The 18,121-nt window shown below is 57.2% G+C and carries 21 protein-coding genes and 1 tRNA gene; 6 read left to right on the forward strand and 16 right to left on the reverse strand.

Annotation, left to right across the window (positions count from 1 at the left end; translation table 11 throughout):
• The 7 genes from GFC01_RS06940 to GFC01_RS06970 all read right to left on the reverse strand — a co-directional run bounded on the left by GFC01_RS06940 (position 1) and on the right by GFC01_RS06970 (position 5,884).
• Positions 1-534, reverse strand: coding sequence for a UvrB/UvrC motif-containing protein (locus tag GFC01_RS06940; protein ID WP_152945909.1), 534 nt, complete (start codon positions 532-534; stop codon positions 1-3).
• Between the two features lie 219 nt (positions 535-753).
• Complete coding sequence (locus GFC01_RS06945) at positions 754-1,227, reverse strand: CtsR family transcriptional regulator (RefSeq protein ID WP_479723380.1); 474 nt, start codon at positions 1,225-1,227, stop codon at positions 754-756.
• Positions 1,228-1,558: 331 nt separating this feature from the next.
• Positions 1,559-1,633: transfer RNA gene (locus GFC01_RS06950), tRNA-Asn, on the reverse strand.
• Between the two features lie 216 nt (positions 1,634-1,849).
• Positions 1,850-3,340: a lysine--tRNA ligase gene (lysS, locus tag GFC01_RS06955; protein WP_152945910.1), complete on the reverse strand. Its 1,491-nt coding sequence runs from the start codon at positions 3,338-3,340 to the stop codon at positions 1,850-1,852.
• A gap of 35 nt (positions 3,341-3,375) precedes the next feature.
• Positions 3,376-3,846 (reverse strand): transcription elongation factor GreA, encoded by a 471-nt coding sequence (gene greA / locus GFC01_RS06960; RefSeq protein WP_152945911.1) that lies wholly within the window; start codon positions 3,844-3,846, stop codon positions 3,376-3,378.
• Positions 3,847-4,020: 174 nt separating this feature from the next.
• Positions 4,021-5,112 carry a shikimate dehydrogenase gene (locus GFC01_RS06965; RefSeq protein ID WP_341473803.1) on the reverse strand — a complete coding sequence of 364 codons (1,092 nt, stop codon included), beginning with the start codon at positions 5,110-5,112 and terminating at the stop codon, positions 4,021-4,023.
• Positions 5,113-5,356: 244 nt separating this feature from the next.
• Positions 5,357-5,884, reverse strand: a complete 528-nt coding sequence (locus GFC01_RS06970) for a helix-turn-helix domain-containing protein (protein ID WP_152945928.1) — start codon at positions 5,882-5,884, stop codon at positions 5,357-5,359.
• Positions 5,885-6,091: 207 nt separating this feature from the next.
• Between GFC01_RS06970 and GFC01_RS06975 the strand changes: the two genes are divergently transcribed.
• Both GFC01_RS06975 and GFC01_RS20165 read left to right on the forward strand, forming a co-directional pair.
• Positions 6,092-6,385 (forward strand): hypothetical protein, encoded by a 294-nt coding sequence (locus tag GFC01_RS06975; RefSeq protein ID WP_152945912.1) that lies wholly within the window; start codon positions 6,092-6,094, stop codon positions 6,383-6,385.
• A 116-nt stretch (positions 6,386-6,501) separates the two neighbouring features.
• On the forward strand, positions 6,502-6,765 hold the full coding sequence (locus tag GFC01_RS20165) for a toxin-antitoxin system TumE family protein (RefSeq protein WP_479723381.1): 264 nt from the start codon (positions 6,502-6,504) through the stop codon (positions 6,763-6,765).
• Here the strand turns inward: GFC01_RS20165 and dusB are convergent.
• Complete coding sequence (gene dusB / locus GFC01_RS06980) at positions 6,742-7,701, reverse strand: tRNA dihydrouridine synthase DusB (protein ID WP_152945929.1); 960 nt, start codon at positions 7,699-7,701, stop codon at positions 6,742-6,744. The genes GFC01_RS20165 and dusB overlap by 24 nt on opposite strands.
• An 81-nt stretch (positions 7,702-7,782) precedes the next feature.
• On the reverse strand, positions 7,783-8,562 hold the full coding sequence (locus GFC01_RS06985) for a type III pantothenate kinase (RefSeq protein ID WP_152945913.1): 780 nt from the start codon (positions 8,560-8,562) through the stop codon (positions 7,783-7,785).
• Between the two features lie 243 nt (positions 8,563-8,805).
• Here GFC01_RS06985 and GFC01_RS06990 point away from each other — a divergent pair, with 243 nt between their 5' ends.
• From GFC01_RS06990 to GFC01_RS07000, 3 genes are all read left to right on the forward strand, one after another.
• Entirely contained in the window at positions 8,806-9,780 is a 975-nt protein-coding gene (locus tag GFC01_RS06990; protein WP_152945914.1) for a biotin--[acetyl-CoA-carboxylase] ligase, read from the forward strand.
• A gap of 451 nt (positions 9,781-10,231) precedes the next feature.
• Complete coding sequence (locus GFC01_RS06995; protein ID WP_152945915.1) at positions 10,232-10,804, forward strand: biotin transporter BioY; 573 nt, start codon at positions 10,232-10,234, stop codon at positions 10,802-10,804.
• 83 nt (positions 10,805-10,887) lie between these two features.
• Positions 10,888-11,247 (forward strand): ArsR/SmtB family transcription factor, encoded by a 360-nt coding sequence (locus tag GFC01_RS07000; RefSeq protein ID WP_341473804.1) that lies wholly within the window; start codon positions 10,888-10,890, stop codon positions 11,245-11,247.
• 160 nt (positions 11,248-11,407) lie between these two features.
• Here the strand turns inward: GFC01_RS07000 and GFC01_RS07005 are convergent, their stop codons facing one another.
• Positions 11,408-12,775 carry a UDP-glucose dehydrogenase family protein gene (locus GFC01_RS07005; protein ID WP_152945916.1) on the reverse strand — a complete coding sequence of 456 codons (1,368 nt, stop codon included), beginning with the start codon at positions 12,773-12,775 and terminating at the stop codon, positions 11,408-11,410.
• A 342-nt stretch (positions 12,776-13,117) separates the two neighbouring features.
• Between GFC01_RS07005 and GFC01_RS07010 the strand changes: the two genes are divergently transcribed.
• On the forward strand, positions 13,118-13,873 hold the full coding sequence (locus GFC01_RS07010; protein WP_152945917.1) for a zinc dependent phospholipase C family protein: 756 nt from the start codon (positions 13,118-13,120) through the stop codon (positions 13,871-13,873).
• A gap of 50 nt (positions 13,874-13,923) precedes the next feature.
• On the opposite strand, the gene GFC01_RS07015 is transcribed toward GFC01_RS07010, so the two are convergent.
• The 6 genes from GFC01_RS07015 to GFC01_RS07040 form a co-directional block, all read right to left on the reverse strand.
• Entirely contained in the window at positions 13,924-14,757 is an 834-nt protein-coding gene (locus GFC01_RS07015) for an ABC transporter permease (RefSeq protein WP_341473805.1), read from the reverse strand.
• A complete protein-coding gene (locus tag GFC01_RS07020) occupies positions 14,714-15,514 on the reverse strand; it encodes an ATP-binding cassette domain-containing protein (protein ID WP_341473806.1) in 801 nt (266 codons plus the stop codon). The genes GFC01_RS07015 and GFC01_RS07020 overlap by 44 nt, the downstream gene beginning before the upstream one ends.
• Positions 15,468-15,980, reverse strand: a complete 513-nt coding sequence (locus GFC01_RS07025) for a MarR family winged helix-turn-helix transcriptional regulator (RefSeq protein WP_152945918.1) — start codon at positions 15,978-15,980, stop codon at positions 15,468-15,470. The genes GFC01_RS07020 and GFC01_RS07025 overlap by 47 nt, the downstream gene beginning before the upstream one ends.
• A gap of 233 nt (positions 15,981-16,213) precedes the next feature.
• Complete coding sequence (locus GFC01_RS07030) at positions 16,214-16,921, reverse strand: PHP-associated domain-containing protein (RefSeq protein ID WP_194174855.1); 708 nt, start codon at positions 16,919-16,921, stop codon at positions 16,214-16,216.
• A gap of 103 nt (positions 16,922-17,024) precedes the next feature.
• Entirely contained in the window at positions 17,025-17,717 is a 693-nt protein-coding gene (locus GFC01_RS07035; protein WP_152945920.1) for a GNAT family acetyltransferase, read from the reverse strand.
• A partial coding sequence (locus GFC01_RS07040; protein ID WP_152945921.1) for a glycosyltransferase occupies positions 17,663-18,121 on the reverse strand: 459 nt, incomplete at its 5' end. The genes GFC01_RS07040 and GFC01_RS07035, both read right to left, overlap by 55 nt.

Genomic DNA, 18,121 nt, shown 5'->3' on the forward strand with positions numbered 1-18,121 from the left:
CTACTCCTCCCCTCCCTCCTGACTTAACTGCCTTTCCAGCTCCCGGATGCTGTCCCGCAGCTGCGCCGCCCGCTCGAATTCTTCCCGGCTGACGGCCTCCCGCAGTTCGGTCTTCAACCTTTCGATGCGGTTGATCACCCGCACCCGGCCCCCGGTACGCTCGGGCACCTTGCCCGTATGGCAGGTGTTGCCGTGTATGCGCCGGAAAACCGGCTCCAGGCGCTCCCCAAAATAGTGATAGCATTCGCCGCAGCCTAAAAGACCCTGCCGGGCAAACTGGGCCTCGGTCAAACCGCAGGCCTCACAGCGGGCGCCCGTGGGAGCCACCGCAGGTCCGGCGGCCGGAAAACCAAATGCGTTATGCAAAAGGCCGGCCAGGAAATTGTGCAAATTCATCTGGGGGAAAAACCCCATGGTTTCCGCCTGCACCTCCCGGGCACACTGCTCGCACAGGCGCATGGTCCGCTTTTCATTGTTGATGATTTCCGTCAGATGCACTGTGGCCGGTCTCTGGTGACAGCGTTCGCATTCCATACCCTTCCCTCCCTGGTCGTCGGTCGTTAGATGCACCAAGTAATTTCTTGGCGAATTTCATATAACTTGCTTATCCGGCTTTCACCGTTTGCAAGGGAGTGAGCATTCCTGTGGAAACCCCTTACACTGGAAATGCCGGGTCAAGCCGGTTAAGGCACGATTTTGCTGAACACTTACTTGCACTGGAGCCTGCACTAATATTCACCCCGGGGCTTTATTTTACCCCGTTTCCCGGCTTCGCAACAGGGTTAAAATCATGGCCCGCAGAATCAGTGCCCGTAACTGGTCCCGGGCCGGCAGACCCAGACGGAGCACCTGCCGGTTAACGGCGGCCTGCATCATCCGTGCCTCCCGGGTGGTAATCAACTTTTCCTCCAGCAGGCGCTGGATAATTCTCAGTGCCCGCTGCTGGGAGATTTCCTCCCCGATCAGGGTTAAAACTTTGCTGATCGGATCCCTTTCCCCCTCCCAGGGCAGGCGCATAATCCGGATGTACCCGCCGCCGCCCCGGCGGCTTTCCACCAGAAAACCATGCTCGATGGTAAAACGGGTGGCCAGCACATAGTTGATCTGGGAGGGGACGCAATTAAATCTTTCGGCCAGCTCGTTCCGCCGGATCTCAATGATGCCGCCGGAGCCGGCCAGCAGTTCCTTTAAGTAACTTTCAATGAGGTCGGAAATATTGGACAGCAACGATCCCCCCTTGAATCCTCCTGGAATTCTCCATCCGGTGCCCACCCTCTGACTTTGACCTTGACTGACCTTTACCTTTATTATAACCATACACAGGGGATAAAATACAAGCCGTTAAATATATGGGGCAAACTCCTGGGGAATTATTGCGGAACAAAAATGCCGTGATTTTCCGGGAAACCTTTTAAATGCTTTTATTTTCGGCCTGGTTTGCCACCGGGCGGTTTAATCCCCATTTATATGGATGCCGGTTTCCAGCAAAACCGCCCGGTTTTTAGCCCTGCCAAAACAAAAAGCATACCCGCTTAAAACCGGGTATGCTTTACTTTCCTGGCTCCCCGAGCAGGATTCGAACCTGCAACCCTCCGGTTAACAGCCGGATGCTCTACCGTTGAGCTATCGGGGAACAAGCTCAACACCAGCACTTATATTACCATGTATCCCAACCGGCCGTCAAGGCCTTTTTACCCAAACCCACCCCCCGCGTAATATCAACAGCCACCCCACAGGGGGGAATGCCCGGGGGAATGTTCTTTAAATCACTTTCCCGGGAACCGGGGACAACAAAACAACGCCCGCCGGCCCGATATTTTGAAAAACCTATCGGTGCACGAGGCCATGGTCACTCCCGCGGCCGCATGAGCGGGAAGAGGATGACATCCCGGATGGAAGGGGAGTCGGTTAATAACATCACCAGGCGGTCGATGCCGATACCCAGCCCTCCGGCCGGGGGCATGCCGTATTCCAGGGCGGTGATGTAGTCCTCGTCCATCATATGGGCCTCATCGTCACCGGCCCGGCGCTTTTCCACCTGTTTTAAGAAACGCTCCTTCTGGTCGATGGGATCGTTCAGCTCGGAAAAGGCGTTGGCCATCTCCCGGGCGTAAATAAACAGCTCGAAACGGTAGGTCAGGGACGGATCCTCCGCCTTGCGCTTGGCCAGGGGGGAGATGTCAATGGGGTAGTCCAGGATAAAGGTGGGCTGGATCAATGCCGCCTCCACCTTTTCTTCAAAGACCTTGTTCAGCACCGCGCCCCAGCTGTCCCGCTCCTCTACCTCCACCCCCAGTTCCCGGGCCGCCCGGCGGGCCAGGGTCTCACTCCTCAGCTCCCGGAAATCCAGGCCGGTATGCTCCTTCACCGCCTCCAGCATGGTCTGCCTCTTCCAGGGGGGGGCCAGGTTGATCTCCACCCCCTGGTAGGTGATGGTGGTGGTGCCCAGCACCTCCCGGGTCACCGCGGCAATCATTTCCTCGGTAAGGGCCATCATGTCGTGGTAGTCGGCATAGGCCTGGTAAAGCTCCAGCATGGTGAATTCCGGGTTGTGCCTGGTGGAAATACCCTCGTTGCGGAAGTTGCGGTTGATTTCGTAAACCTTTTCAAACCCGCCCACCAGCAGGCGCTTTAAGTAAAGTTCCGGGGCAATGCGCAGAAACAGATCCATATCCAGGGCGTTATGATGGGTGATGAACGGCCTGGCCGCCGCACCACCGGCAATGGGGTGCATCATGGGGGTTTCCACTTCCAGGAATCCCTTATTCTCCAAAAACCGCCTGATGGCCTGGATTACCCGGCTGCGGATAACAAAGGTGTGCTTCACTTCGGGATTGACAATCAGGTCCAGGTAGCGCTGGCGGTAACGCAGGTCCACGTCCTTTAAGCCGTGCCATTTTTCAGGCAGGGGACGCAGGGATTTGGCCAGCAGTTGCATCTCCTGCACCGCCACCGTAACCTCTCCCGTACGGGTTTTGAAAACTTTTCCCCGTACACCGATAATGTCTCCCACATCCAGTTTTTCAAAAAGGGCGTATATCTCCGGCCCCACGTCATTTAACCGCAGGTAGATTTGAATCTGTCCCGACTCATCCCTGATGTTACCAAAACTGGCTTTACCGTGACCCCTTTTGGCCATTAAACGGCCGGCAATGCTCACCGTCCGGCCATCGAAGCTTTCATAGGCCCCGGTAATGCCGGCAGCCAGGGCGGTACGGGGAAAGGGACCGCCGTAAGGGTTAAAGCCCTGTTCCTTCAATTCGGCCAGCTTTCCCCTGCGCACCAGCATCAGTTCGTTGAGATCGCCGGATTCCACGCCCCTGGTTTCCTTTTCGGTCATCTTCAACCTCCGGATCCCTATACCTTGGATTAAATTTAACGAATATCAATTATTTGGTATTTCAACAGTCCGGCCGGTACGGAAACTTCCACCACGCTGCCCTTTTTCTGTCCCATGATGGCCCGGCCCACGGGAGACTCGTTAGAAATTTTATGAGCCCCGGGATCAGCCTCCACGGAGCCGACTATGGTATATTCCACTTCATCCCCATATTCCAGATCTTTTAAGAGAACAACGGAACCCAGGGTTACCTCCTCCGTACCGGCGTGATCATCAATCACCCGGGCGTTGCGCAGCATCTGTTCCAGGGTGAGAATCCGTCCCTCCACAAAAGCCTGTTCGCTCTTGGCGTCTTCATACTCGGAATTTTCGCTTATGTCACCGAACTCAATGGCCTGCTTGATCCGGGCGGCCACCTCCCGGCGACGAACGGTTTTCAGTTCTTCCAGCTCTCTCTCCAGCTGTTTCAAACCCTCAACGGTGAGTATGACCTCTTTTTCTTTCATCTGGCAGTCGTCTCCTTATATCTGTTTTCTTCAGGTTCCCCTCCGCCAGGCTGAAGGCCGAAAGCACCCCACTAGATTTAAAGCACTGCAATTGCCGCGCATTGCAGTGCTCAGGGTACCATCAACCTTTCAAATCATTATAAGAAGGGTTTCCCCGTTTGTCAAGGGGGGCGTTCAGCCGGCGCTGCAGGCGGCATTCAGACGAACCAGGGCCCGGGCGCGGATGGCTTCGATTTCCCGGGGATGGATGGCCCGTTCAAAACTGCGAAAACCGGCCAGTTTAAAGCCGTGTTTTTGAGCCAGGGCGCTGATCTCTTCCACCTTTTCTATGGTTATGTCCCGGCCCAGGGAAAAATGCTCATAGCGGCCCTCCAGGGCCAGGAGCATGGTTTCGGACATGCAGGCATAGGCCATGCGGGGTGGAAAGCCGAAATTAAAGTTAAAATTTACTTCCCCGGGCACTTCCACCACACCGCCCTCGATGACCAGAACGTCATCCCTTTGCTCCGCCACCTGCCGGCTGACATTGCGGGGGCGGGAAACGTCGCAGACCACAGTCCCGGGAAGAAGGTCTTCCGGTCCAATGATGGTATCCACCGCGCTGGTGACGGCAATGACCACCTGGGCGCTGCGCAGGGCCTTTTTTACGTCCGAGGTGATGGACACCGCCAAACCGGTCTCGTAAAGGATTCTGGCCGCCGTTTTTTCCAGCTTTGATTTATCCCGGGCCACCAGGGTCATGCGGCCGGCCTCCCGGGCCAGTATCCGGGCGCAGACACTGCCGATGGACCCGGTGGCCCCCAGCACCACAATGTGCGCCCGGCGCAGGTCATGTCCCATCAGGCGGGCCGCCTCTTTTGTCCCCTGGATGGCCGTGGCCACAGTATAGCTATTCCCGGTGGTTACGGCAATATTCAGGTTTTTGGCTATGGTAATACCCGCATCCCCCACCACCGAAGTAAAAGCTCCCAGCCCCACAATGCCCGCCCCCAGTTTCTCGGCCACCCGGCCGGCCTGGATAATCCGCTTCAAAACAAATTCCTCCGGTAATTCCAGCATCTGCCGGGCGGTCAGGGGACAGGCCACAAACCAGCCCTCCGCTTCACCGTACGGCGTTTTCACCCCGGTGATATGGGAAACCTTCATGGGGGGCACCAGGCGAAAGGCGCTTTCCACCACCCTCTCGGGCAGGTAACGGGTAAAGGCAAATTTGCGGGCCACATCCCGGATATCCAGGGGATGGATTATAAAGGCAAATTTCTGCACTTAAAGCCCCCTCCTTCAAAAATGTCGTCGCTTCGTCAGAAGTCGGTCGTCGGATTAACTTACCGTAAATGTTTGCTGAAACCGGTGGTTAATACCCAGCACTCACCAGAATACCACTTTACTTCTGGTGTTTTCGGGTTTTAATTATACAAGTACGCCAACGAAAAACGTCATTAGAAACGTAACAGAATCACATCAGGCAAAAACAGTAAGATAGTGTAGTAATAGTAACGATGGTAATAACTTACTTTCCCTTAATCGCCCGTACTATCTGGATGATTTCCCCGGGGTCCACATATTTATCTTCCTGGATGGGCGACTCGCCGATTTCATAGCCCACCACTACCTTGTCCAGCACCGCTTCGATGATCTTGATGCGCTTATTGGATCCGATGACCACAATCTGGTCAAAATTATGGGCCCGGGCAAACAGGTCCATGAGCAGGTTCACCAGCTCAATGCCGCTTTTGCTGCGCACAAAATCCCACCGCTCGGCCTCGGTCATTAAAAGGATAAAGTCCACCCCTTCGGCCTGCAAAGCGGCACGCAGTTCCTCCTTATTTTGCACGGGAAAACCCACCACCGCAATTTTGCGGCCCTTGCGGACCTCGCCCAGGCTTTCCAGCCGGCTGACCAGGGTGCGGTCCACACCAAGGCGGTGGGCCACTTCGGTCTGGGACAGGCCGCCGGCCCGCAGTTCCAGCATCCGGCCCACAAACTGGTCTATCTTGCGCCGGCTGATAATTTTTTCCCCAATGCGCAGGAGATCCATCAAAATCACGCCATTTAAGTATACCCCCGGTTGGGGGTACTTATGTGCACATATTTGTGTACAATTATTTTAGCAAAGCCTGCCAGAAAAAACAAGAACGGGCACATAAAATTTTGGGGAAGGAAAAAAGTGGTGGCAGCTTGCTTGACTGAGGGGATTTTTTTCAGCTAAATTTTAAGAAAGGGGATAAAGGAGGCCCGGATAATTATGGCCGGTAAAGCACAAAAAATAATTTCTACCCTGGCGGAAGAATTTAATCTTTCCAGGGAAAATGTTTTAGAACAAGGAGTCAAAGCCTTCCTGGAAAAACAATTACGGGCTGTAAAAGCAGAAATTTTTAAGATTGCCGGGAAATACGGGGTTGTTTCCGTTGAAGAAATGGAAGCCCGGTACCGGGAAGGGACTTTTGAGGAAAAAGAAACCTGGGCCGACTTCCAGAGATTAGATCACCTGGAGTATCGAAAGGAACAGCTGGAAAAGCTGTTGAAAGAGTTAAAATAAAGCCCGTGGATGTTTCCCACTTGATCGAAATTGCTGAAGTGGAGTATTATGACATCGTCGAAGGCGCTTATAGTCCGGGCCCCAATGAAATGCGCATCATTTAAATTGACGGAAGCATTATCGATATCTGGTTTTCATTAAAGCTTAAAGAGCGGTACAGCTACCACTGGGAGAGAAGAGGACTGGATGGTACAATGTACCGCCATGACAATGCTCCTCACAGGCGGTGGGAGTGGGTCAAAACATTTCCCCGGCATTTTCATAACGGAGCCGAAGAAAATGTGGAAGAAAGCGATCTCAGTCCTGTTCCCGAAGAGGCCATAAGACAGTTTTTAGATTTTGCCCGCGGGATAATGTCAGGAAAGAAGCACCGTGTTTAAAATACCTTTCATTTCCTGCACCGTTTCCGCCCGGTTGATTTGTTCCCGCAGCCGGGCGGCCCCCTTGAGCCCCTTCAAATACCAGGCGGCGTGCTTGCGCATTTCCAGCACACCGGTACGCTCCCCCTTATGCTCCACCAGCAACGCCAGGTGTCGCAGGGCGGTGCGCACCTTTTCCTCCCGCGGGGGCTCCGGCAGCAGTTCTCCGGTGGCCAGATAGTGCACCGTGCGGGCAAAAATCCAGGGGTTACCCATGGAGGCCCGGCCGATCATCACCCCGTGGCAGCCCGTTTCTTCCATCATTTGTAACGCCTCCGGGGGAGTACGAATATCCCCGTTCCCGATTACCGGGATGTTAACCGCCTCTTTTACCCGGCGGATAATCCCCCAATCGGCCCGCCCGCTGTAAAACTGCTCCCGGGTGCGCCCGTGTACGGTAACCGCCGCCGCCCCGGCCGATTCCACCAGCCGGGCCAGTTCCACCGCATTGACGTTTTCTTCGTCCCACCCCTTGCGCATTTTCACCGTCACGGGCACCTTTACCCGGGCCACCACCGCCTCCACAATGGCCGCGGCCAGCTCCGGGTTTTTCATCAGGGCTGCCCCTTCCCCGTTGCGGACAATTTTGGGCGTGGGACAGCCCATGTTGATGTCGATGATGTCCGCCCCGGCCTGCTCCACCAGTTCCGCCGCCCGGGCCATATATTCCGGGCGGGAACCGAAGATCTGCACCGCCAGGGGACCCTCTTCCCCCCGGTGGTCCAGGATGACCAGTGTACGGGGGTTGCCGTAGAGCAGGGCCTGGTCGCTGATCATTTCGGTGAAAACCAGGCCGCACCCCGCCTCCCGGGCCAGGATGCGGTAAGCCCGGTCGGTCACCCCGGCCATGGGGGCGGCAATCACCGGATTGTCCAGACTGATATGGCCAATACGCAATCCAACGCTTTTCATTATCTTCGTCCTGTACGGATTGACACCCGCCGGCAGATCCGCCATTGCCCGGCCGGCCCCGCTCACTTACCCCTTCCGAATAGTTGAATTCCGCTCATAAATCATGTGCAGGCCTTTTAAAGTGAGCAGGGTATCCACCCGGTCGATGGTCCGGGACTCACCGGCAATGAGTTCGGCCAGCCCCCCGGTGGCCAGGACGGTGGTATTTCCATCCAGCTCCGCCTTCATCCGGCGCACAATTTCATCCACCTGGCCCACAAAGCCAAAGACAATGCCGGCCTGCATGCTGGCCACGGTGTTCCTGCCGATGACCGACGGCGGCCGGACCAGCTCCACCCGGGGCAGCTTGGCCGCCCGGGCAAAAAGGGCTTCGGTGGAAATGCCGATGCCCGGGGCAATGGCTCCGCCCAGGTATTCCCCCCGGGCCGAAATGGCATCGAAGGTGGTGGCCGTACCGAAATCCACAATGATCAGCGGACCGCCGTAAAGCTCATATCCGGCCACGGCGTTGACGATGCGGTCGGCCCCCACTTCCCGGGGGTCGTCGGTTTTAATGGCCAGGCCGGTTTTAATGCCCGGCCCCACCACCAGGGGCTGCAGGCCGAAGTATTTCCGGCTCATCTGCTCTAAAGCCAGCATCAGGGGGGGAACCACCGAGGCAATGACCAGCGCATCTATCTCGGCAAAGGAAATGCCGGAATACTGAAAAAGGTTGCGCAGCAACATGCCAAATTCATCGGCGGTACGCTGGGGGCCGGTGGATACGCGCCAGTGCTCCACCAGTTCCCGACCCTTGTATACCCCCAGGACAATGTTTGTATTCCCCACGTCAAAAACCAGGATCATCAGCACCCACTCCTTTGCCTTTAATTGTATCAAAGGGGATACCGACGATGCAATAAAATGTACAGGCCGGTGAATTCCCGGCAGTTGTAAGTTTACACCGCCACCGTCATAATGCCGGTCAAGGAGGCCCGGATGTAAGAGGATAGATAACACCCGGCCGTTAACCATACTGTTCATATTTGTTGACAAATACCGTCATTTGCCATACAATGAGAAAAACTGCTTTTGCACGAGGTGCCCTGCTTGAAGGAACAGGTGCTGGATCTGCTGAAAAAAGGTTATCCGGAATTTGTATCGGGTGAGGTCATCTGCCGGGCCCTGGGAGTTTCCCGCACGGCGGTGTGGAAGCACATCCAGGCCCTGCGCTCGGCCGGCTATGACATCGAGGCCGTACCCCATGCCGGCTACCGCCTGATAAGCGTGCCGGACCGCCTTTATCCCGGGGAAATCACCCGGGGGTTGAATACTTCTTTTATCGGGCAACAGGTGTATTACTACGACCGGTTAGAATCCACCAACCGCACCGCCCGGGAGCTGGCCGGCCGGGGAGTGGCCGGCGGCAGCCTGGTGGTGGCCGAAGAACAGGCCGGCGGCCGGGGACGCATGGGCCGGAGCTGGTTTTCCCCCTACGGCTGCGGCCTCTGGTTTTCCGTTATCCTGTACCCGGAGGTGAATCCCCTGCACGCCCCGCCCCTGACCATGCTGGCGGCGGTGGCCGCGGCCCGGGCACTGCGCCGCACTGCCGGGGTAAAGGCGGGTATTAAATGGCCCAACGACCTGCTGGTGAATGACAAAAAAATCTGCGGCATTTTAACCGAACTCTCCGCTGAAATGGAGCGGGTCAACTACCTGATCATGGGCATGGGGCTCAATGTAAACATTGCCGCCCACCAGTTTCCGCCGGAAATCCGGGAAACGGCCACTTCGGTGCTCAGGGAGACGGGCCGGCGGTCGTCCCGGGTGGCCCTGTTGCAGGACCTGCTGGCGGAACTGGAATACTGGTACCTGCGCTGGCAGAGGGAAGGGTTTGCCCCGGTGCTGGACTGCTGGAAGGAACTGAGCGTAACCCTGGGGCGGCCGGTGAGGGTTTTCACCATGAAAGAAAGCTGGGAAGGCTGGGCCGAGGACGTGGATACCGACGGCTCTTTGCTGCTGCGCCTGCCCGGGGGGGAATATAAAAAGGTGGTCAGCGGGGAGGTGAGCCTGCGCCCCGGGTAGTCCAGGACCCCTTTCGTTCGAACCACTGGCCGGTCATTCCAGAAAAAAAAGAAAGGACCGGTGCAAAGGATCCCACAGGCCAATTATGCAGCCCGGCAGGAAGGAACCAGTTCCCGAAAAAAGCCGGCAGACCAGCAGGTGAAAGAAAAACTTGCGGATTGCAGGGCAGGCGACCGCCGGCCTTGGCCCCCATACCGGCAGACCCCTGATCCGGAAAAGGAAAGGGTAATTTTATACCCCTTTAGTTAACTTGATGCCATTGTTAGGTTAACATTAAACGCCGGCGCTGTCCCCAATCCATTTGAGGAAGTTCCCTGCGCCGGCAAATACCGGACCCCTTGACCCGTCGTCCGGCCATGCGGCGGGGGCCGGCCGCGGGAAACAAAAGGGTTCCCTTTACACGTGCAGCGGGCACTCACTACCAACCACCACATTAAGGAGGTTTTGCCGGATGAAACTCTCACCCCGGGACATGATCCTGGCCGCCCTCTTTGCCGCCCTGGCGGCGGTGGCCGCCATGCTTTTCCGCTTCGGCGCACCCATTGTGCCCTTCAGCCTGGTGCCCTTTGTGGCCATGCTGGCCGGGGGGCTGCTGGGTGCCCGGACGGGCGCCCTGGCCATGCTGGTCTATGTGCTTCTGGGCCTGGCCGGATTGCCCGTTTTTGAAAAACCGCCCTTTGGCGGACCGGCTTACGTGCTGCAGCCCACCTTCGGCTTTTTGCTGGGATTTATCGGCGGCGCCTGGGTGACGGGAGCCCTGGCCCCCCGGGAAAAGAACCCGGGTGCGGTAAGGCTGTTTCTGGCCATGGTGGCCGGCCTGACGGTGATCTATCTGATCGGGCTGCCCTATCTGTACGTCATCCTGAATTTCTATCTGGGGAGAACCTTTTCCGCCTGGCAGGTGATCAAAATCGGCTTTCTGCCCTTCATCGGCTTTGACCTTTTAAAGGCGGCGGCCGCAGCCGCCCTGGCCCGGATGGTCTACCGCCGGGTGCACAGCCGGGCAGAAGAGCAGCTCCGGTAAACGGCGGCCGGCGGATTATTGTGACCGCCGGCCCGGTATGTTAAAATATAATACAGCAATACAGATGTCCCGGAGGTAGAAAAGTGAACGAACAGATCCCGCGCATGAAGGCGGATATTTTAAAAGCCCTGGCCCACCCCACCCGGGTGAATATCCTGGAAAGCCTGCGCCGGGGAGAACGGTGCGTGTGCGAAATCATCGAGGAACTGGATATGGAGCAGTCCAACGTCTCCCAGCACCTGGCCGTATTGAAAAAGCTGGACATTGTGGATTCCCGCAAGGAAGGCCTGCGGGTAAACTACCGGGTCAAGCACCCGGAGGTATTCCAGATTTTGGACCTCCTGGACGGCGTGCTGGTGGCTCAGGTGGAGGATACCATGACCACTTTGAAGAGCCTGCGTCAGAAAAGGGAAAAAGGGAACAACACCGGAACCGGTTCTTGAACGTTCCAGAATCACCGGTGAACGCGGTTTGGCGCCGTGTTGTTCACGCTTATGGCAGGTCTGGCAGAAAAGGCAGGGAAACAAATGCCCTGCCTTTTTGCATAAACCGGTTACCATGGTTAAACAATCTGAGCGTAGCCGGGTTCAAACAGGGTTTATTTCATGGCGAAACAGCCTGGCGCAGGGGGAAAATCTGGCCGGTTTTGATGAGGGGGTTGCGGGTTTCCCCCTGAACGGGGTAAGGCCGGCCGATACCCCAATACAGGAAGCCCTTCTGACGCAGTTCTTCCGCCGCCAGGCAGTTGCGGCCGTCCATGACCAGGTATGGGGGATGCATTACCGGCCGGACCGCAGCCCAGTCCAGGGTGCTGAATTCCGGCCAGGCCGTGGCCACCAGCAGGGCGTGGCAGTCGGTAACCGCTTCCATAACGCCGGGAGCGAAAAAAACACCGTCCGGGAGGGCCCTGCGGGCGTTTTCCATGGCCAGGGGGTCGTATGCCCGGACGTCAGCCCCTTCGTCCAGGAGCAGGTTGATGATTTCCAGGGACGGCGATTCCCGCACGTCATCGGTACCCGGTTTAAAGGCCAGTCCCAGGACACCGATGGTTTTACCGTGCAGCCGGCCCAGGACGTGACGTAGCCGGCGTACAGCCAGCAGCCGCTGACGTTTATTTACCTCAATTACCGCCTTTAACAGGTTAAAGGCGTGACCGTTGCAGGTGGAAACAAAATCCAGGCCGCAGGTATCCTTGGGGAAGCAGGACCCGCCGTAACCCAGACCGGCCTGCAAAAACTGGTCGCCGATGCGCCGGTCCATACCCACCGCCCGGGATACCGGCAGGATATCCGCTCCCACCAGTTCACAAAGGCTGGCTATTTCGTTAATAAAGGAAATTTTGGTGGCCAAAAAGGCGTTGGCCGCGTATTTGACCATTTCGGCGCTGCTGACATCCATGGTAACAATGGGGGCGTCGATGCCGGCGTAAAGGCGGGCCAGCCTGCTTATGGCCGTTTCATCATCCCCGCCGATGACGATACGGTCCGGATGGTACCAGTCCCGCACAGCTGAACCTTCCCTTAAAAATTCCGGGTTGGACAGGTAGCTTAAAGGCACCCGGGCCCTTTCCAGATACCGTTCCTTTGCATTTACGCCGAATCCCGGCGGAACGGTGCTTTTCATCACGATGGTTTGAGGAAACCTGGCCCGGAACACTATTTCGTCCATGACGGCGTAAATCTGGGAGAGATCAATCCGGCCGTCGGGCCGGGCCGGCGTTCCCACCGCAATCATAATTATTTCCCTGTCCTGACAGGCCTCCATTTGCCCGTCGAATTGCAGCAGGCCCCTTTTCAATCCGAACAGAACCAGTTCCTCCAATCCCTCTTCAAAGAAGGGCACCCGCCCGGCCTTGAGCAGGGCCATCTTCCGTGCATCCTTTTCGATGCAAACCACGTCGTGTCCCGAATGGCTCAGGCAGCCAGCCGCCACCAATCCCACATATCCCGCTCCGATTACCGCCACCCGCATAAAAGATCACCCCGGAATCAAATATAGCACCGGCCGGTTAAGAGAGTGTTTAGGGGAGGTTAAAACTCTTCTTTATATGGTGGTTTCCAGAGGAAAGCCGCTATACAGGTGCCGGAATCAGAGCGGGAAGGATCCCTTTACTATTAATATCCTCTTTTGGTCGCTCCTGGCGCTCCTTAAAATTAATCTTAACGAAAAAGTGCCCCAATCTTAAACAAAAATTCATTTGCCCTTGACATACTGCCATTAAAATAGCAAAGGTGCATTTATATTGCCCGTACCGGTGCAAAAGTGTTCCGGCCCGGGCATCGGCCTACAATCCGGGGAAAGGGGAAAGGTCTATTGGGAGCCGGGCTGCATACCTTTACTGCCACCATTGGTTTTCTGGGTAAATATCTGCTGGCCACCGGCCGGGTTTCCTGGACGGTGGATCTGGGCTTTTGCAGCACACACCTTTTGTGCAATAAACAGGCCCGGTTGATTCTGGAAAGGGACGGACATGGGGTGGCTGCCGGTCTTTTGGAAAGGTACCGCCGGGAACTGGACCTGGGGGTCTGCTGGCCGGACAGCGGGTGGGGCAGCGTGCACCATTTTTACCATGCCCGCACCGGTGACGGCCTGCTGGGCAGGGCCCCCGCCGACGTGGTGGGTGAGCGCTATTTCCGGCGGGCCTTTGATTTGTGGCGGCGGGGCTCCTATGGGAAGGCCATGTTCTTTCTGGGGGCGGCCACCCACCTGCTCCAGGATCTCTGCGAACCCCATCACGCCAGCTGTGTCTGGGGTATTGGCCATGCCTGTTATGAACGGTGGGTGCAAAAGCACAGCGACTCTTTTCTATCCGGGGAAAGGGGCATCTACAAAACATTCCGCGAGCCGGTAAAATGGTTTCAATATTGCGCCCGGAAGAGTTATGGCCTGTTTGACCTGGTGAGGGAAAGGTCGAATGTCAAATCCTACCGCCAGGCCACGGAGTACCTGCTGGCCCTGACCCAGCGCATTACGGCTGGCTTCTGGTTGAACTTCTTTAAACAGGTGGGTGTGATCCTGAATATAAAACCCATCGTTTCCGTGCAGGGATGGGCTTGTAATTTAAAGTAAGCATGAAAACAGGCAAAAAACCAGCGCCTGTTAAAAAAAGCCGATTATCATTACACCGCCACTTTCGGGTAGAGGTAAGCGGCCACGACGGTAAAAACCACGCAGGCCGCCAGCAGCACCCCCACATCCACCGGCCAGTTGTTCAATTGACCGGTAACCAGGGCGCCGCGCAAAAAATCCACCATATAGCTTAAAGGGTTGGCCGTGGCCACCGCCCGCAGCCAGCGGGGCATGATCGATAGGGGGTAAAGGGCGTTGGAGGCGAAAAACAAAGGCATGGTGAGCAGCTGGCCGATGCCCATGAAACGCTCGCGGGTTTTCACCAGGGCGGCAATGATCATGGAGAGGGTGGCAAAAGTGACGGCCCCCAGGATGACCACACCGGCGGCCGCAACCAGGGCAACCGGGTGCCAGCGCAGGGGCACGCCGATAACAGCGGCCAGCAAAAAAACTATGGTGGCCTGGCTCAAGGCGCGCACGCCGGCTGCCAGGGCCTTGCCCAGTACCAGGGATACCCGGGGCACGGGCATGGCTAAAAACTTTTGCAGGATGCCCAGGTCCTTTTCCCAGATGATAGAAATCCCGAAAAAGATGGCAATAAACATTACCGACTGGGAAAGAATGCCCGGTGTCATAAAAGCCTGGTAGTTCAGCCCGCCGGTGTCAAAGGCGCGCACCTGGCTGAAAACCTGGCCGAAAATCACCAGCCAGAGTACCGGTTGGACGGCCCGGCTCAGCAATTCGCTGGGATCATGGCGCAGCTTGCGCACCTCCATCTCCGCGATGGCCAGGATGCCTGCTCCGGTTTGCCGCAGCACTCCGGCCACTCCCCTTTCCGGTTCAGCCGAGACGCCGGCTGGTGCGGCGCACCTGCCTGAGCTCACGATAATTACCCCCCCTGTCCAGTTGATTTCCCGTAAAATAGGTGAAAACGTCGTCCATTGTAGCACCTGGATCGCCCATTTTTTCTTTCAATTCCGCCGGCGTCCCGGTAACCGCCATTTCGCCCCGGTTGAGGATGCCCACCCGGTGGCAAACCAGATCGGCCTCTTCCATGTAGTGGGTGGTGAGCAAAACGGCCATACGGTAAGCCCGGCGCAGTTCGGCCAGCTTCTCCCAAACCCCCCTGCGGGCCACCGGATCCAGCCCCACGGTAGGTTCGTCGAGAAAGAGCACCCGGGGACGGTGGAGGATCGCCTGGCCGATCTCCAGCCGCCGCACCATGCCTCCGGAATAATCCCGTACCAGCCGGCCGGCGGCTTCTTCCAGCTGCATGAAACGCAGAGTTTCGACAATGCGCCTTTTCCTTTCCACTCCCTTTAAACCCAGCAGTTTGGCAAAGATGAGCAGGTTTTCGTACCCGGTGAGGGCACCGTCCACCGACAGGGCCTGGGGTACATAACCGATGCACTGCCGCACCCGCGACGCCTGCCGGTACACGTCGAAACCGCAGATCACCGCCCGGCCGCCATCCGGAGGCAATATGGTGGTCAACATGCGCACGATGGTGGTCTTGCCCGCACCATTGGGTCCCAGCAAACCAAAGACTTCGCCCGGAGCAACGGCGAAGGAAACACCTTTTACGGCCGCGTTTTCACCGAAGGATTTTTTCAGCTGTTCCACTACCACAACCGCATCCACCGGAGACACCTCCCTCCTCCAGGCGACCGGACACTCTTACCAGTAAACTATAAAGCTGGCGTTTTTCCCCTTCATCCAGGGGCTCAAAAAGGGCAGAAAGGGAACGTCTCCTTTCCTCCCGCCAGGCACAAAACACCGCCTGTCCCTGCTCCGTCAGGTGCACGGTGACCATCCGCTCATCCCCCCTATCCCGTTTCCGGCAGACCAGATTGTTCCTTTCCATCCGCTTGACGGCAATGGTCACCGCACTGGAACCGGTACCCAGGCGGGCGGCCAGATCCTTAATCCGCTGCGGCCCGCGGTGGTATAAAACGTGTAAAATCCAGTATTGTTCCGGCGTAATTTTACCCTGTTTCACCGGGTGGGACAACAAACGCCAGTGGCGCCAGAGCTGCCAGATGATGTCGGCAATTTCTTCCGCCAGGATAAACTCTTCGTTATTCATAAAAATGACCTTCCTTTCCATTAAAAGACAACCACCTAAATTATATCGTAAAATAATTTTATTGTAAATGCTTTTTACAGCAAAAAGGTCTCTCCCCCTTCAAAGTATAATAGAAGATGCACCGCCGGGGCTAACGGAAATTTATGTCAGATGAGGCAGACCAGACCGGCAAAAAAATACCCCGGCGGCGGGCGGCCCTGCGCGGGGTTAAAATAGAAGATGGATACTTAACGGGCACCGGAGCAGGCTGCCCTTCAGGAGGAAACCCGCAAACCCTTCAGTAAAACCGGCCAGATTTTCCCCCTGCACCAGACTATTTCGCCCCGAAGTAAAGCCTGCTTCAATGTGACCGCAGTCAACTTTTCAACCGGGGGCAACAGGTTATACACCCGGCCGATCTGCAGCCAGTGATGGGCATCGCTCCCGGCCACCACCGGCATTCCCAGGTTTTTGGCCCGCTCCTGCACCCGGCCGGCCATGGGCAGTTCCGTGGCATTGATCTCCAGGGCGTCCAGCTTTTTGAGCATGGGACCAAGTTTCCACAATTCTTTCCCCCGCCGGCAGGGATGGGCGCCGATGCGCAAAAAGCCCAGATCCCCACTGGCGTCCAGCAGACCTTTGAAGGAGGGCAGGTTGTCAGCGTTAACGGGCGCCAGCCTTTTTTCCAGTTCCCGCACGGTTTCCGGAGTGCCAATACATAATACGTCCCCGCCTTCCTTTATGCTCACTTCCGCGCCGGCCAGGACGGTAAGACCACGCCATTCAAGGGCGCCGGTGCCGCGGCCGCACAGCTCCTCCAGGCACTGGAGGATTCCCCGGAAATCGGGCACATCCATATGTTCCGTAACGGCCAGTACGTCCAGGCCCATGTCCCTGGCCCGGTTCAACCGGCGCTGCAGCTGGGCAGGCCGGAAGGGCCGGTGGGCGAACAGTTTTACATGACAGTGAAGTTCCGCTTTCATCCCAACCTCCATGAAACCGGTTGCTAAACCTATCCCACATTTTCAGTATATGCAGTCAAACCGGCCCGGCACTGGCATAACCGGCGGCATTAAACCGGTTCTCTTATGAAAGGGTGCGGTAGATGGTGGTTAGATAGACTTCTCCGGAAGATAGTTTGCGCAGGTGGGGCGGGGGCGAGGAACCGAACAAATACCGGTATTTGCTCAACCGGACCTGGTCGTAAAACTGCCACCCCAGCCTTTGGAAGAGGGCGCTGGAACGCCGGGCGCCAAAGGTCTCCATCTGCCCCCAGACCACTTTGATCCCTGGGTGCTCCCGGCGCAAAATATCCAGAAAGGTATCCACCAGCCGGCGGGTGGTGGATGCATCCCGCCAGGGTTTGAGCAGGTTGAAGTGAAAATGGGCACCGCCGGGGGGACATTTGGGCATCTCCCGCCATCCCCGAAACAAAAGCCAGCGGAAAAATCGGCCGGCCAGGGGACCAAAACTGCCCCGGCAAAGCCCTTTGAAAACAAAAAAAACGGCTTTGCCCAGCACGGCCAGCTGGTGACGGCGGTAGCCCCTCAAATCGGTACAGCCCAGCAGGTAGCCCACCACCCTTCCGTCCGCCTCCACCACCAGCGCCGATTCCGGTTCCGCATCCGTATAGTAGCTGGTAAAAAAATCGACAAAAAAGCCGTATTCCGGAAATATAAGATCGATACGCTCGCCCAGCAACCCTGTGGCTGCGCAGACCTCCCTTACGCCCCGGCGATCTGCCGGCCGGTAGCGCCGGACGATTCCCGGGGCAGGCACCCCAGCAGCCTCTCGTAGTGGGCAAACAGTTTGCCGAAGGTTTTCTCCCATCCGTAGTTTACCTCCATGAACTGCCGGGCCAGACGGCCCATGGCACGCAAATTTTGCCCGGCCAGACCGGCTATGGCCCGGGTCAGGGCACCGGGATCATCGGGCACCACCAGCACACCTGCCCCCGGAGCCACCGCCTCGGGGGCGGCCCCGGAGGCCACCGCCACCACCGGCAGTCCGGAGGCCTGGGCTTCCAGGATGGTCAGGCCGAAGGTTTCCGCCCGGCCGGCAGTGACAAAAAGATCCGCCGAGGCATAAACTTCGGACAGCTCCCTTCCCTGCAAATAACCCCATATGGTAACATCATCCCGTCCGGAGGCCCATTCCCGCAGGGCCGCCCCCAAATCCCCCTC

The organism is Desulfofundulus thermobenzoicus, from assembly GCF_009428905.1.
Lineage (GTDB): Bacteria > Bacillota > Desulfotomaculia > Desulfotomaculales > Desulfovirgulaceae > Desulfofundulus_A > Desulfofundulus_A thermobenzoicus.